Origin of the sequence: Geodermatophilus sp. DSM 44513, assembly GCF_032460525.1 — a bacterium.
Classification (GTDB): Bacteria; Actinomycetota; Actinomycetes; order Mycobacteriales; family Geodermatophilaceae; genus Geodermatophilus.
Genome location: NZ_CP135963.1, coordinates 1,513,522 through 1,527,722 on the forward strand (window position 1 = coordinate 1,513,522; position 14,201 = coordinate 1,527,722).

Annotated in this window: 13 protein-coding genes; all 13 read left to right on the plus strand. The window is 72.6% G+C overall.

The genetic code is table 11. The features are described 5' to 3' along the window. Nucleotides 1-17 precede the first annotated feature (17 nt). The 13 genes from RTG05_RS07370 (at nucleotide 18) to RTG05_RS07430 (ending at nucleotide 14,191) form a co-directional block, all read left to right on the plus strand. Nucleotides 18-1,034: a dihydrodipicolinate synthase family protein gene (locus RTG05_RS07370; RefSeq protein WP_166528095.1), complete on the plus strand. Its 1,017-nt coding sequence runs from the start codon at nucleotides 18-20 to the stop codon at nucleotides 1,032-1,034. Beyond that, nucleotides 1,031-2,038 carry an ornithine cyclodeaminase family protein gene (locus tag RTG05_RS07375; RefSeq protein WP_166528096.1) on the plus strand — a complete coding sequence of 336 codons (1,008 nt, stop codon included), beginning with the start codon at nucleotides 1,031-1,033 and terminating at the stop codon, nucleotides 2,036-2,038. Before RTG05_RS07370 ends, RTG05_RS07375 begins: the two co-directional genes overlap by 4 nt. Beyond that, nucleotides 2,035-3,516 (plus strand): NAD-dependent succinate-semialdehyde dehydrogenase, encoded by a 1,482-nt coding sequence (locus RTG05_RS07380; protein ID WP_166528097.1) that lies wholly within the window; start codon nucleotides 2,035-2,037, stop codon nucleotides 3,514-3,516. Before RTG05_RS07375 ends, RTG05_RS07380 begins: the two co-directional genes overlap by 4 nt. Next, entirely contained in the window at nucleotides 3,513-4,406 is an 894-nt protein-coding gene (locus tag RTG05_RS07385; protein ID WP_166528098.1) for a VOC family protein, read from the plus strand. The genes RTG05_RS07380 and RTG05_RS07385 overlap by 4 nt, the downstream gene beginning before the upstream one ends. Beyond that, a complete protein-coding gene (locus RTG05_RS07390; protein ID WP_166528099.1) occupies nucleotides 4,403-6,130 on the plus strand; it encodes a thiamine pyrophosphate-binding protein in 1,728 nt (575 codons plus the stop codon). The genes RTG05_RS07385 and RTG05_RS07390 overlap by 4 nt, the downstream gene beginning before the upstream one ends. After that, entirely contained in the window at nucleotides 6,127-7,656 is a 1,530-nt protein-coding gene (locus RTG05_RS07395) for an aldehyde dehydrogenase family protein (RefSeq protein WP_166528100.1), read from the plus strand. Before RTG05_RS07390 ends, RTG05_RS07395 begins: the two co-directional genes overlap by 4 nt. A gap of 119 nt (nucleotides 7,657-7,775) precedes the next feature. Continuing rightward, on the plus strand, nucleotides 7,776-8,711 hold the full coding sequence (locus RTG05_RS07400; protein ID WP_166528101.1) for an ABC transporter permease: 936 nt from the start codon (nucleotides 7,776-7,778) through the stop codon (nucleotides 8,709-8,711). Nucleotides 8,712-8,767: 56 nt separating this feature from the next. Beyond that, nucleotides 8,768-9,769, plus strand: a complete 1,002-nt coding sequence (locus tag RTG05_RS07405; RefSeq protein ID WP_166528102.1) for an ABC transporter substrate-binding protein — start codon at nucleotides 8,768-8,770, stop codon at nucleotides 9,767-9,769. Beyond that, the gene (locus RTG05_RS07410) at nucleotides 9,766-10,596 is read left to right on the plus strand and encodes an ABC transporter ATP-binding protein (RefSeq protein ID WP_166528103.1); all 831 of its coding nucleotides are present in this window, start codon (nucleotides 9,766-9,768) and stop codon (nucleotides 10,594-10,596) included. Before RTG05_RS07405 ends, RTG05_RS07410 begins: the two co-directional genes overlap by 4 nt. Further along, entirely contained in the window at nucleotides 10,593-11,666 is a 1,074-nt protein-coding gene (locus tag RTG05_RS07415; RefSeq protein ID WP_166528104.1) for an amidohydrolase family protein, read from the plus strand. The genes RTG05_RS07410 and RTG05_RS07415 overlap by 4 nt, the downstream gene beginning before the upstream one ends. Beyond that, nucleotides 11,663-12,049, plus strand: a complete 387-nt coding sequence (locus tag RTG05_RS07420; protein ID WP_166528105.1) for a metal-sulfur cluster assembly factor — start codon at nucleotides 11,663-11,665, stop codon at nucleotides 12,047-12,049. Before RTG05_RS07415 ends, RTG05_RS07420 begins: the two co-directional genes overlap by 4 nt. Before the next feature lie 346 nt (nucleotides 12,050-12,395). Continuing rightward, nucleotides 12,396-13,295, plus strand: coding sequence for an ABC transporter substrate-binding protein (locus tag RTG05_RS07425; RefSeq protein ID WP_315912568.1), 900 nt, complete (start codon nucleotides 12,396-12,398; stop codon nucleotides 13,293-13,295). Between the two features lie 20 nt (nucleotides 13,296-13,315). Then, nucleotides 13,316-14,191 (plus strand): ABC transporter ATP-binding protein, encoded by an 876-nt coding sequence (locus tag RTG05_RS07430; protein WP_166528107.1) that lies wholly within the window; start codon nucleotides 13,316-13,318, stop codon nucleotides 14,189-14,191. Nucleotides 14,192-14,201: the final 10 nt, after the last annotated feature.

The following is a 14,201-nucleotide window of genomic DNA, read 5'->3' on the forward strand; positions in this document are numbered from 1 at the left end:
AGCACTGGAGACACCTGATGGCGCTTCCCTACAGCCGGTCGGAGATCAAGGACCGGGCGCGCGAGCAGTGGCACGGCGCGTGCAACGTCACGCTGCCCTCGTTCACCGCGGACTTCTCGGGCCTCAACCGGCAGGGCATCGCGCACGACGTCCGGCGGGCTGCCGAGCACGGCTTCTGGGGCACGCTGGTGGCCTCGGAGAGCGGGACCACCCTGGCCGAGTACGTGCAGTTCATGGAGATCGCCGCCGACGCGGCACCCAGCGACCTGCGCCTGGTCGCGCACCTGTCCTTCTCCACCGTCGAGGAGTCCCTGCAGGCCGCCGACGCCGCCAGCGGACTCGGCTTCGAGGCGGCTCTGCTGTCCTACCCGCCGTCCTTCCGCCCGACGTCGGCCACCGAGGTGGTGGCGCACACCCGCCACGTGGCCGAGAGCACCGACCTCGCGCTCGTCCTGTTCGCCGTCATGACCTGGGGCTTCAAGCACCTGCACCCGACCGGGTTCCCGCCGGAGGCACTGGAGGAGATGGCGCGGCTGGAGACCGCCGCCGCGCTGAAGTTCGAGGCCGGCGGGCCGGCGGCGCTCAGCGCCCTCGTCGACGTGCACCGGCGGGTCGGTGCGCACGTCCTCGTGGAGAACCCGATGGAGCAGTACGGCCCCGCGCTGATGGAGACCCTCGGCGTCCAGTGGATCGGCACCAGCGGTTACGAGGCGTTCGGCGACCGCGTGCCGCGGTGGATGGACCTGCTGCGCCACGGCAAGTGGGACGAGGCGATGGAGGTCTTCTGGAGCTACCAGGCCGCCCGTGAGGCCAAGGGTGCCTTCCACGCGACCTTCGCCGGGGCCAACCTGATCCACCGCAACGGGTGGAAGTACCTGAGCTACCTGCAGGGCTACAACGGCGGCCTGCTGCGGATGCCGCAGATGCGTCTGCTGCCCGGACAGATGAAGGCACTGCGGGCCGGCCTGGCCGCGTCCGGCTACGACCTCCCGGAGGACGACGAGCAGTTCTGGACCGGGAGGTTCCCGGCGTGACGCTGTTCCTGGACGGTGAGGACATCCGGGCGCTGGCGACCGACGAGGTCTGCCGTGCGGCGGCGCGGTCGGCGCTGGACGCCGAGACGGCCGGGCGCACGAAGCTGCCGCCGCGGACCGACCTGCCGAGCGACACGGGCTTCATCCGGACCATGCCGGCCGTGCTGGACGACGTCATGGGCCTGAAGATCATGACCCTGGTGAGGGGTGTCGGGAACCGCTACCTGGTCCTGCTGTACGGCGTGGAGCAGGGCGACCTGCTGGGCATCCTCGACGCCGACGAACTGACCCGGTTGCGGACGGCGACGTACACGGCGGTCGCCGCGGACCTGATGGTGTCGACCCCGCCGACGCGGCTGGCCCTGCTCGGCTCCGGTTTCGAGGCGGAGGGTCACCTGCGGGCCCTGGCGCGGAGCTGGCCACTGGAGTCCGTCGCCGTCTTCAGCCCGTCGCCGCAGCGGCGCGCGGCCTTCGCCGACCGGATGGCCGCGGAGATCGCGGTGCCGGTGACCGCCCACGTCGACGTCGCCGACGCGGTGGCCGACGCGCAGGTCGTCGTGCTGGCCACGAAGGCCACCGAGCCGGTGCTCGACGGCGCGGTGCTGCCCCACGGCATCACGGTCCTGTCCATCGGCTCCACCCGGCCGGACCTCCGCGAGCTCGACGTGCACACGCTGCGGCGCAGCGGGACCGTGGTCGTGGACGACCCGGCGCAGGTGCTGGCCGAGTCCGGGGACGTCATCGCCGCCTGCACCGACGGCGCGCTGGACCCGTCCCGGCTCGTCCCGGTGTCCGCCGTCGCCCGCGACCCCGGCCTGCTGCGGCGCGAACCCGACCGGGACCTGCTCACCTTCAAGTCCGTGGGCACCGCCCTGCAGGACCTCGCGCTGGCGCGGCACGTGCTCGTGGCGGCGCGGTGCTCCGACCGCGGCCGGGACCTGGGCGAGCTCGCCCGGCTCAAGCCCCCCGCCGCCCGAGCCCTGGTCCCCGGAGGAGCGCGATGACGCGTGCACAGAGGTACGACGACCCGGCGGTGCGCAAGGTGCTCGACGCGCTCCCGACCGGGGTGCTGGTCGACGGCGCCTGGCGCCCGGCCGCAGGGGGCACCTTCGCCGTCGACGACCCGGCCACCGGGGCCGAGCTCGCACGCGTCGCCGACGCCGGACCCGCCGAGGCCATGGCCGCCCTGGACGCCGCGACCGCTGCGCAGGCGTCCTGGGGCGAGACCGCCCCACGCGAGCGGGCCGACCTGCTGCGCGCCGCCTACGACGCCACGCTCGCCCGGCGGGACGAGTTCGCGGTGCTGATGACCCTGGAGATGGGCAAGCCGCTCGCCGAGGCGCACGCCGAGCTCGACTACGCCGTGGACTTCCTGCGCTGGTTCTCCGAGGAGGCCGTTCGCATCGACGGCGACTACGTGCGGGCGCCGAACGGCCGCGGTCGCCTGCTGGTGACCAGCCGGCCGGTAGGGCCGTGCCTGCTGATCACGCCGTGGAACTTCCCACTGGCGATGGCCACCCGCAAGATCGCCCCGGCTCTCGCCGCGGGGTGCACCGCGGTCCTCAAGCCGGCCGAGCTGACCCCGCTGACCACGCTGCTGTTCACCCAGCTGCTCGTCGAGCTCGGCCTGCCGGCCGGGGTGCTCAACGTGCTCACCACCACCGATCCCGGCGCGCTCACCCGCCCGCTGCTGGCCGACGGGCGCATCCGGAAGCTGTCGTTCACCGGCTCCACCGAGGTCGGCAAGGTCCTGCTCGCGCAGTGCGCGGACAAGGTCGTGCGCACGTCGATGGAGCTGGGCGGCAACGCGCCGCTGCTGGTCTTCGCCGACGCCGACCTGGACGCCGCGGTCGACGGCGCGGTCATGGCCAAGATGCGCAACATGGGCGAGGCGTGCACCGCCAGCAACCGCCTCTACGTGGCCCGCGAGGTGGCCGAGGAGTTCGGCCGCCGGCTGGCCGACCGGCTGGGCGGCATGCGCCTCGGGCACGGCCTGGACGAGGGCACCCAGGTGGGGCCGCTGATCGACCGGCCGTCGCTGGAGAAGGTCACCACGCTGGTCGACGACGCCGTGCACCGCGGTGCCCGGGTGTTGACCGGTGGCCGCCCGGCGGGCCCGGAGGGCGGGTGGTTCTTCCAGCCGACGGTGCTCGCCGACGTCAGCACCGACGCGCGGGTGATGCGTGAGGAGGTCTTCGGCCCGGTGGCACCGGTCGTCCCCTTCGACACCGAGGAGGAGGCGGTGCGCTGGGCCAACGACACCGAGTACGGCCTCGTCGCCTATGTCTTCACCGAGAGCCTGGAGCGCGGGCTGCGGGTCAGCGAGGCGCTGGAGGTCGGGATGGTGGGGCTGAACCAGGGGATCGTGTCCAACGCGGCCGCCCCGTTCGGGGGGGTCAAGGAGTCGGGGATCGGTCGCGAGGGCGGCCGGGCCGGCATCCGCGAGTTCCTCGACACGAAGTACGTGGCAGTGCCGCGGTGAGCGACGTCGGCGTCCCGTCCCGGCCGACCCGGCTGCGGCAGCTCGTCCTCGAGGTGCCCGACCCCGCCACCACGGGCCGGTTCCTGGAGGAGGGGTTGACGCTGGGCACGGCTGCGCGGGCGGACGGGGCCGTCACCGTCCTCACCGACCCCCCGTACGCGGGCACCGGCCCGGCCGAGATCCTGGTGCTGCGTGCGGGCCCCGGGGTGCGACTGGTCGAGGTCGTGCTGGAGGGCTCACCGGGCCTGGACCTGGGCGCCGTGACCGGCCGGCTGGAGGCGCTGGGCCGGACCACCGCGCGTCTCCCCGCGGACGACGGCGCGGGTCCCGGCCTGGCCGTGGAGGTCGGGGGCATCCGGGTGAGCCTGCGGGAGATCGTGCCGGCCGTCGCGCACCAGCCGGTGCTGCCCCCGTCCTCGCTGCGCCCCCGCCGGCTCGGACACGTCAACGTCCTGACGCCGGAGCCCGCCGCGCTCGTGCAGACGATGATCGAGGGCCTGGGCCTGCGGCTGTCCGAGCAGATCGGCGAGGCGTTCTACTTCCTGCGGATCGGCAGCGAGCACCACAACCTCGGCGTCCGCGCCGGACCGGTCGGTGGCGCGCACCACGTCGCACTGGAGGTGCACGGCTGGGACAGCTACCGGGTGCTCTGCGACCGGCTCGCCGGCCTGGGGTGGTCGGTCGAGTACGGCCCCGGCCGGCACGGTCCCGGCAACAACCTCTTCGTCTACGTACGGGACCCGTCCTCCGGGCTGCGCTTCGAGCTGTTCAGCGACATGGTCCACATCGAGGACGAGGCCACCTACCGCCCGCCCCGGTGGCGGCTGGACGAGCGGCACCGGACGGTCAACGTCTGGGGACCCGGCCCGCCCGAGAGCTTCCTGTCGTGACCGACCGGGAGTGGGGCTCGGACCTGGCCGTCGACCTGCTGCGGCAGGCCGGCATCGAGTACGTGGCGCTCAATCCCGGCGCGACGATCCGGGGACTGCACGACTCGCTGGTGCACGCCCCCGACGGCGCTCCCCGGATGGTGCTCTGCCTGCACGAGGGGGTCGCCGTCGGGATCGCCCACGGGTACGCGAAGGCCTCCGGCCGGCCCATGGCCGTGCTGCTGCACGACGTCGTCGGCCTGCAGAACGCCAGCATGGCCATCTACAACGCCTGGTGCGACCGGGTGCCGATGCTCGTCCTCGGTGGCACCGGGCCCATGTCGAAGGCCCGGCGCCGGCCGTGGATCGACTGGATCCACACGGCCAGCGCGCAGGCCGAGGCCATCCGGCACTACGTCAAGTGGGACGACCAGCCGCACGACCTGCACTCGGTGCCGGAGTCCTTCGCCCGTGCCGTCGGGCTGGCGACGTCCTCACCGGCCGGGCCGGTCTACTGGTGCCTGGACGTCGACCTGCAAGAGGAGCGGCTCCCGGCCGACCTGCCGGAGGTGTCGCTCGACCGGTTCGCCGTGCCCACCCCGCCGGCCGCCCGGCCGGAGGACCTCGACGAGCTCGCCGAGCGGCTGCGCACCGCACGGTTCCCCCTGTTCGTCGCCGGTCACGCCGGTGACACGCCGGAGGGGTTCACCGCCCTGGTGGAGCTCGCCGAGCTCCTCGCCGCGCCGGTGCTCGACACCGGCCCGCGGCTGAACTTCCCCACGGACCACGAGCTGTGGGCCGCCGGCATGCCGGATCGGCTCGCCGAGGCCGACCTCGTCGTGCTCCTCGACGTCGACGACCCGCTGGGTGCACTCCGCGGCGCGCTCTCCGACGTACGGGCGCCGGCGGTGGCGATCACCCCCGGTCACCTGCGGGTGCGCTCCTGGGCCCACGACTACCAGGCACTCGTCCCGACCTCCCGGCACCTCACCAGCGACGCCGTCCCGGCGCTCACCGGTCTCCTGGCCAGGCTCCGGGAGGACCCCGCCCCGTCCGGCACGGTCGCGGAGCGCAGAGCGGGCCTGGCCGGGTGCGTGCGGCGCACCCGCGAGCGGTGGCGGGCGGCCGCGGAGACCGCCACCGCGGCGGGCACGGTGCCCGTGCCGCGGCTGCTGAGCGAGCTGGGCCGGGCGCTGGAGGGCCGGGACTGGGTCCTGGCGGCCGGCACCGTCGACCGCGCCGAGCACCGGCTCTGGGACTTCACCCGCCCGCGTCAGTGGTGCGGACACTCGGGCGGGGGCGGGCTCGGCTACGGGCCGGCCGCCTCGGTGGGCGTCGCGCTGGCCTCGCCACCGGGCCGCATCGTCGTCGACGTGCAGGGTGACGGGGACCTGCTGTTCGGCCCGCAGGCGCTGTGGACCGCGGCCCGGCTGGGTGTGCCGGTGCTCTTCGTCGTTCACGACAACCGGGCCTACGGCAACACCGTCGGCCACGCCCGTTCCCTCGGTGCCACCCGCGGTCGCAGCGCCGGGTCGGAGTACGTCGGCTCTGGTCTGGACCAGCCGGCCGTCGACCTCGCCGGCCTCGCCAGGTCCCTGGGCGTACCGGCCTGGGGTCCGGTGCGGGACCCCGGACACCTGCGACTGGCACTCACCGACGCCCTCGCCACCGTGGCCGCGGGGCGACCGGCGCTCATCGACGTGTTGACGCCCGGAGGACCGGGCGACCCCGAGGGAGACCGATGACCGACACCGTGGACGACGTCCTGCCCGCCTCCGACGCCGTGGACCGGTACGTGACCGGGCGGGAGTTCCGCATGCTGATCGGGGGTGAGCTGGTCACCGGGGACCGGGCGACCGAGACCGTCGACCCCTCCACCGGTGCGGTGCTGACCCAGGTGCCCGAAGCGGGTCCGGCCGACGTGGGCAGGGCGGTCGCCGCGGCGGAGGCCGCCCAGCCGGGCTGGCACGCCGCCGGGCACGACGGGCGAGCCGCCGCGTTCGGGCGTTTCGCCCAGCTCCTCGAGGACCACCTCGAGGAGCTCGCGGTGCTGGAGGCCATCGACAGCGGCAACCCGGTCCGGGCCATGCGCGGGGACGTCGGCATCAGCGTCGCCTACGTCCGCGGCTGGCCGGGTCTGGCGCAGCAGATGGGCGGCCAGGTGATCCCGGCCAGCCGGGACGGCCTGCACTACACGACCTCGTCGCCCTACGGGGTCGTCGGCCGCATCACCGCCTTCAACCACCCGCTGATGTTCGCCGCCACCCGCCCGCTGCCGGCGCTCATCACGGGCAACACCGTCGTGCTCAAGCCCTCGCCCCAGACGCCGTTGACCACGCTGCGCCTCGCCGAGCTGTTCGCCGAGGCCTTCCCGCCGGGGGTGGTCAACGTCGTCACCGGCGGCGCCGAGGCCGGGGACGCCCTCGTCACCCACCCCACCGTCAAGCGGATCGCCTTCACCGGCAGCGTGCCCGTCGGGCTGCTCATCCAGCGGCGCGCCGCCGAGTCCGGCCGGGTCAAGAACGTGTCCCTGGAGCTCGGCGGGAAGAACGCGATGGTCGTGTTCCCCGACACCGACGTGGCCGCGGCGGTGGAGGGGGCCGTCGACGGGATGAACCTCACCGTCTGCCAGGGACAGTCCTGCGGGTCCAACTCGCGGATCCTCGTGCACCGGGCCGTGCACGACGAGTTCGTGGCCGCACTGGCCGAGCGGGTGTCCCGGCTGCGGGTCCGCACCGCCTACGAGGAGACGGCCGACATGGGGCCGGTGGTGAGTGCCGCCCAGCTCGCGCGGGTGACCGGCTTCCTGGACCGGGCCGTCTCCGACGGCGCGACCCTGGTGGCCGGCGGCGACCGGCCGACCGGCGTCCCGAGGGAGGGCTACTTCGTCAACCCCGCCGTGCTCAGCGGTGTGCAGCCGGGCATGGAGGTGGCGCAGGACGAGGTGTTCGGTCCGGTGGTCAGCGTGCTGGCCTGGGACGACTACGACGAGATGGTCCGCGTCGCCAACGGGGTGGAGTTCGGCCTGACTGCCAGTGTCTGGACCTCCGACCTCGACCTCGCGCACCGGACGGCGGCGGCCCTGGACGCCGGGTACGTCTGGGTCAACGACTCCAGCCGCCACTACTTCGGCACGCCGTTCGGGGGCACGAAGAACAGCGGGACGGGTCGCGAGGAGTCCGTCGAGGAGCTGTGGAGCTACGTGGAGCAGAAGGCCGTGCACGTCCGGCTGCGGAGCTCCGCGTCCGTGCTGACCCACCGGGGCTGGTGAGCGCGGCCGGAGCCGCTGCGCGCACGAGCTGGTTGACCGTCTCCCTCGAACTGCTTAGTGTATGCAGAACACAGTTGACACCTCATGGGTGGCGACGATCCCGAGCGACGGGAGTGTCCATGAGCACGACAGGCCGCGAGAACGATGCAGGTCTCGTCGACGAGCTCGACCGGTCACACCGTGCCGAGGAGGCCGCGGTCGCAGGCGGCCAGACGGTGGGCGACCACCCCGCGGGGAGTCCCACTCCTGCGGTGGTCACGACCGGGCCGGTGGACGACGCTCGTCGGCCCCGCCGACGCCGGCCGGTCGGCAGCCTCGCCGTCTCAGCGCTCAGTGTCACCGTGTTCCTGTGCGGCTGGCAGCTGGCCGCTGTGTTCGGCTGGATCAACCCGCTCTTCACGAGTTCACCGACCGGCATCGGTGAGGCCCTGGTCGAGCTGGTCCGAGAGGGGGAGTTGACCGAGCACCTGGTCGCGAGCGGCAGGTTGTTCGGGCTCGGCTTCGCGCTGTCGGTCGTCTTCGCCCTGCCCGCCGGGATCCTGCTCGGCTGGTACAGCCGGCTGGCCGCTGTCTTCGATCCCTTCCTTCAGACGCTCTACGTCGCCCCCCGGATCGCTCTCATCCCGGTGATCTTCACGTGGTTCGGAGTGGGTCTGCAGTCCCAGGTCGTCATCGTCTTCATCACCGCCTTCTTCCCGCTGCTCATCAACACGGTGTCAGGGGTGCGCGCCATCGACCCGTCGCTGCTGCGGGTGGCTCGGAGCTTCATGGCCAGGGACCGAGACGTCTTCTGGACCCTGGCCCTGCCCTCCGCGCTCCCGTTCATCGTCAGCGGCCTGCGCCTGTCCATGGGGATGGCGCTCATCGGCGTCGTCGTCGCGGAGTTCTTCACCGGCAACGTGGGACTCGGCGCGCTCATCACGACGGCCGGCCTGTCCCTGCAGACCGACGTCGCCTTCGTCGGCGTGCTCGTCGTGACCGCGTTCGCGCTCCTGCTCAACGCCCTGCTCACCCGGTTGGAAGCCCGCGTCAGCGCCTGGAAGGTCGTCCCGTGATCACCATCAGCGCCCGTCCCCTGCCCCGCCGTACAGCTCAGGGCCCGCGACGTCCGATGACCGTCCTGCTCGCCCTCGGCGTGCTGCTCCTCGCCGCCTGCGGGCAGGACGGGGCGGACCCGGCGGCTGCCGGCAGCGACACGGCGGGCAGCGGAGGGGAGAGCGGCACCGGGGAGACGGTCACGCTGGCGGTACCGATCCCGACGCCGTACTACGCGTTGCCCAGCTTCGCCGAGCAGCAGGGACTCTTCGACGAGAACGGCGTGGACGTCGAGGTGCAGTACGTGCAGCCCGGCGCACTGAGCCCCGCCCTGGCCGGTGGCTCGCTGGACTACGCGGTCCTCCCTGGGCCGGCCCTGCACGACCTGCGACTGCAGGGGTCCGACGTCCTGGCGGTCGCCAACTACATCGACCGGCCCATGGTGGCCCTGACGGTCGGCCCGGACATCACCTCGATCGAGGACCTCAGGGGGCGGTCGGTGACGGTCGGGGTGCCGACGTCGCTGAGCACGATCTTCATGCGCCAGGTGCTGCGAGATGCCGGACTCGACCCGGACGCAGACGTGACGACCCGGGTCATCCCCGACCAGCCGGGCCAGTTCAGCGCCCTCGTCACCGGCCAGGTCGACGCGGCCATGCTGTCCCTGCCGCAGACCGAGGTCGCCCAACAGCAGGGCATGCGGGTGCTGCTCGACCTGGCGGACTCGGACTACACCTGGCCGTTCGCCGCGATCGCGACCCGAGCCGGCTATGCCGAGGAGAACGCCGAGCAGACGGTCGCGCTGCTCCGCGCCCTCGTGGCGGCACTCGAGAGGTGGCAGACCGAACCGGAGGCCGCCAAGCAGGTCATCGCCGAGACCTCGCGCATCGATGACCCCGCTCTCCTGGACGCCTCGTACGCGGCGGTCAGTGCCGTGCTGACGGCCGAACCGGTACCGACCGAGGAGGTGATGGGTGTGCCGTTGGAGGTGATCGCCGCGGGCGGCGAGGACGAAGCCGCCGAGGCGGACCCGGCGGACTTCTTCGAGACGCGCTACATCGAGGAGGCGCTGGGGTGACGTTCCGCGTCGAGGGTGTCGGGAAGCGCTACGGCAGCCGCACCGGCACCCACTGGGTGCTCCGCGACGTCGACCTCGAGATAGGGGACGGCGAGATCGTCACACTGGTCGGCCCGTCAGGCTGCGGGAAGAGCACGTTGCTCGCCATCGTCGCCGGGCTCACCGCCAGCGACGAGGGCCGGGTGCTCCGCGACGGGTCCCCGGTCACCGGGCCAGGTCCCGACCGCGCCGTGGTCTTCCAGAGCGCGTCGCTGCTCCCGTGGCGCACGGCGGAGGGCAACGTCGCCTACGGCATGCAGCTCCAACGCCGTGAGAGCAGGCAGTCGATCCGGGCGCGGGCCACGGCGGCGCTGCGTCTCGTCGGTCTCGAGCAGTACGGCTCCTACTACCCCGGTCAGCTGTCCGGTGGCATGCAGCAACGGGTCAACCTCGCCCGCGCCCTGGCCGCGGAGCCGGCACTGCTCCTCATGGACGAACCGTTCGGCGCACTGGACGCCCTGACCAAGGAGCGCATGCAGCAGGAGCTCCTGCGCATCGTCGAACCCAGCGGTCAGGCCGTCCTCTTCATCACCCACGACATCTCCGAGGCCGTCTTCCTCGGGGACCGGGTCCTCGTCATGGGCCGTTCGCCGGGCTCCGTCCGGGAGGTCGTCGAGGTGCCCTTCGCCCGCCCGCGGGCGCTGGAGGTCCAGGAGGACGGCACCTTCCAACGGCTGCGCCACCACATCCGTCGGGTCCTCGAGGACCTCGAGGAGGACGCCCGAGGGGGCGCCCGGTACGGAGACCACCCACTCAGCGGATCGACACCGGGGAGCGTCACTCGATGATCGACGGGACCTTCGTCGTCGACGCCGTCTCGCACGGCCTCCACTTCGCCCGGGACAACCAGGTGGCCCCCCGCAGCTACTCGGACGGGGTCGGCTCGCACGAGTACCGCCGGATCCACCAGTCCCTGTCACCGCGAGGGCGACCGGAGTGGCTCCTCGACGAGGACCGCTGGCTGCACGGAGCCGATCCCGAGATGCTCGCCCACTGCCTGTTCGCAGAGAGCTGGACGGACTTCACCGTCTACCACGGGGTGCCGCAGTACGGCGTCTTCCGTGACGGGGGATCGCCCCTGTGGGTCGGGGTCGAGATGCGTGCGGCGCTCCCCGGCCGGGTCGCGCTCTACGGCCCGGTGAGTCCGTTCGCCCCGGACGCCGTCGACCAGGTCGACCGGCTGGTGGACGAGCACGGCGTGGTCGGCGTCAAGTTCTACCCCGTGGACCTCGTGCAGGGCCGCGTCGAGAGCTTCCGGATGGACGACCCCGAGCGGCTCTACCCGGTCTATGAACGGTGTCGTGCCCGTGGCGTCAAGGTGGTCGCGGTGCACAAGGCCATCCCCCTGGGCCGGTTCCCTGCGGCGCCCTACCGGGTGGAGGACGTGGAGGCGGCCGCCGCGACGTTCCCGGACCTCGTCTTCGAGGTCGTGCACGGTGGGTCCGCGTTCGTGGAGGAGACGCGGCTCCTGCTGGCCCGCTTCCCGAACGTCGTGGTCAACCTCGAGGGCACCAGCGCGTACCTCAACAACGCACCGCGCAAGTTCGCCCACGTGATCGGCGCGTTCCTCGGCGACTACGGCACGGAGGACCGGATCGTGTGGGCCACGGGCACCTCGGCGCTGCACCCGCAACCGCTCCTGGAGGCGTTCTGGGACCTCAAGATGCCCGAGGACCTCCTCGAGTACGGGTGTGCTCCGCTGACCCGCGAGGTCAAGGAGAAGATCCTCGGCCGGAACGCCCTGCAGATGCTGGGACTCGACATCGACGAGCTGAGGGCCCGGACCGCGGGCGACCGGTTCTCCTCGACCGAGCTGGCCGCCCCGTGGAGCGGTGGTCCCCTCGCCGTGGGCCGGTGACCGACGAGGCGGCTGTCCGAGCCGCACTCGACCGGGTGATCGACCCGTGCAGCGTCGCCGCCGGCGCGCCTGCGGGGCTCGCCGAGCTCGGGATCGTGCGGGAGGTCGCCGTGACCGACGGGCGAGACGGGCGGCTCGTCAGGGTGGTCCTGGGGTTGACCGATCCGACCTGCATGATGGGCCCCTCCTTCGTGCACAGCGCCCGAGAGGCGCTCCTGGCGCTGCCGTGGGTCGCCGGTGCCGAGGTCACCTACGACGAGGACAGCACCTCCTGGAGTCCCTCGGACATGGCACCGCACTACCGTCGCCGCCTGTCGCTCGTCAGGTCAGCCCGGGTGCACGGCGACCGTCACCGCGGACCCCACGACGGGGCGTGCGGTTGACCGACGCGCACGGTCTACGTCGCGCGCGGCATGGCGGACCGTTAAGGGCGGGACTCCCTGACTCGATGACCACGCTGAGCGTCACAGGTCCACACCACTGGCCGATGAGAGCCTTGACACACTCACGGACGTAGTGCATACAGTAGGCATGTCGACGTCCATCGAAGGTCGACCGAGTCGGAGGTGCCCTGTGCGAATCCCCAGGACCGCGTCGCTCTCGATCGGGCTGGCACTGCTGCTGAGTGCCTGCAGTGCGGGAGCGGACGAGACCGTCGAGACGACAGCGGCCGGCGAGTCCGGGTGTGCCGACGTCGACCTCTCGCAGCCCCCCGCAGCGCCGGTGACCATGCGCATCGGTCACGGGCTGGCCGCCGAGGAGCCCTTCTGGCTGATGACCGAGGGGGACACCTCGGAGCACGACGGCACCTGGTACGAGATGGAGCTGGCGCCCTTCCGCGGGACGGCGGAGCGGCTGACCGCCTACCAGGCCGGCGACCTGGACGCCGTGGTCATCTCCCCACAGGCGCAGATCACCGGGACCTCGCGCGGCGCCCTCGACCTGTACTCGATCGCGACGATCATGCGCGACGCCGACCCCGACGCCTACAGCACGACGTTCATCGCGCTGGAGGGCAGTGGCATCGACGGCGTCGAGGACCTCGAGGGCAAGCGGATGGCGATCATCGACGAGGGCTCGCAGCTGGACTTCATCGCGCGGCAGGGTCTGCGGGAGGCGGGCCTCGACCCGGACACCGACGCGCAGTTCGTGGTCTTCCCGTTCCCGGCCCAGGAGGAGGCGCTGCGCGGCGGGCAGATCGACGTGGCCGGCCTGGCCGAGCCGTTCTACACGCTGGCGATGTCCAAGGGCGGGGTCCAGGACGTCTACTCCGCCGCCGACCTCACCGACTTCGCCTACGACCTGCTCACCGTCTCCTTCGACAAGCAGTTCGTCGAGGACAACGTCGAGGCGGTCTGCGCCTGGGCGGCGGACTACGCCGCGGCGATGGACTTCTACAAGGCCGACCCCGCGGTCGCCAAGCAGCAGCTGATCGGGACGTCGTTCGTCACGCTGCCGCCGGAGGTCTACCTGTCGACCAACGACTACGCCCGGCCCGACGGCGGCGTCGTCGACACCGAGGGCACCGCCCAGATGATGGACGCCATGATCGAGTTCGGGATCCTGCAGGAATCCGACCGGATCGACACCACGACCCTGGTCCGGCCGGGCGTCAGCCTCGGGCACTGACGGAGGGACGGGCCACACCGATGACGACGATCCCGCACACCGAGGAGTTGCCCGTGGACAACCCGTCGAGCGGGGCCTTCGCGGCCACGGCGACGTCCGCCGCGCACGGGGAGGCCCCGATCCTCACCGTGCGCGGGGTGTCGAAGGTCTTCCGCCGGGGCGGTCGCAGCGTCACCGCACTGGCCGGGGTGGACCTGCAGGCGCGCGAGGGCGAGTTCGTCGTCGTCATCGGTCCCTCCGGCTGCGGCAAGTCCACGCTGCTGCACGTCCTCGGCGGGTTCGAGACGGCCAGCTCGGGCGAGGTCGTCGTCGGTGGCACGGTCGTGCGCGAGCCCGGCCGCGACCGGGGCATGGTGTTCCAGAAGGCCACCCTGTTCCCCTGGTGGACGATCGAGCGCAACGTCGCCTGGCCGCTGGAGGTCGCCGGCGCCACCCGCCGGCAGTGCCGGGAGCGGGCCGGCGAGCTGCTCGACCTGGTGGGCCTGACCGGTTTCGCCGACGCCTACCCCGGTGAGCTCTCCGGCGGCATGCAGCAGCGCGCCGGCATCGCCCGGACGCTGGCCCTGGAGCCGAACGTGCTGCTGATGGACGAGCCGTTCGGCGCGCTGGACGCCCAGACCCGCGAGCTCATGCAGGAGGAGCTCAACCGGATCTGGCAGCAGGCCGGCATCACGGTCGTGTTCATCACCCACGACATCAACGAGGCGGTGTTCCTGGGCGACCGCGTCCTGGTCATGAGCGGGCGGCCCGGTTCGATCATCGCCGACGTCCCCATCGACCTCCCCCGGCCGCGCGACAACGACGTCAAGGGCAGCCAGGAGTTCGCCGGCTACCACGCGCGCCTGTGGTCGCTGCTGCGCGACGAGGCCATCGCGGCGGAGGGCGTCCGGAAGTGACCGGCCCGGC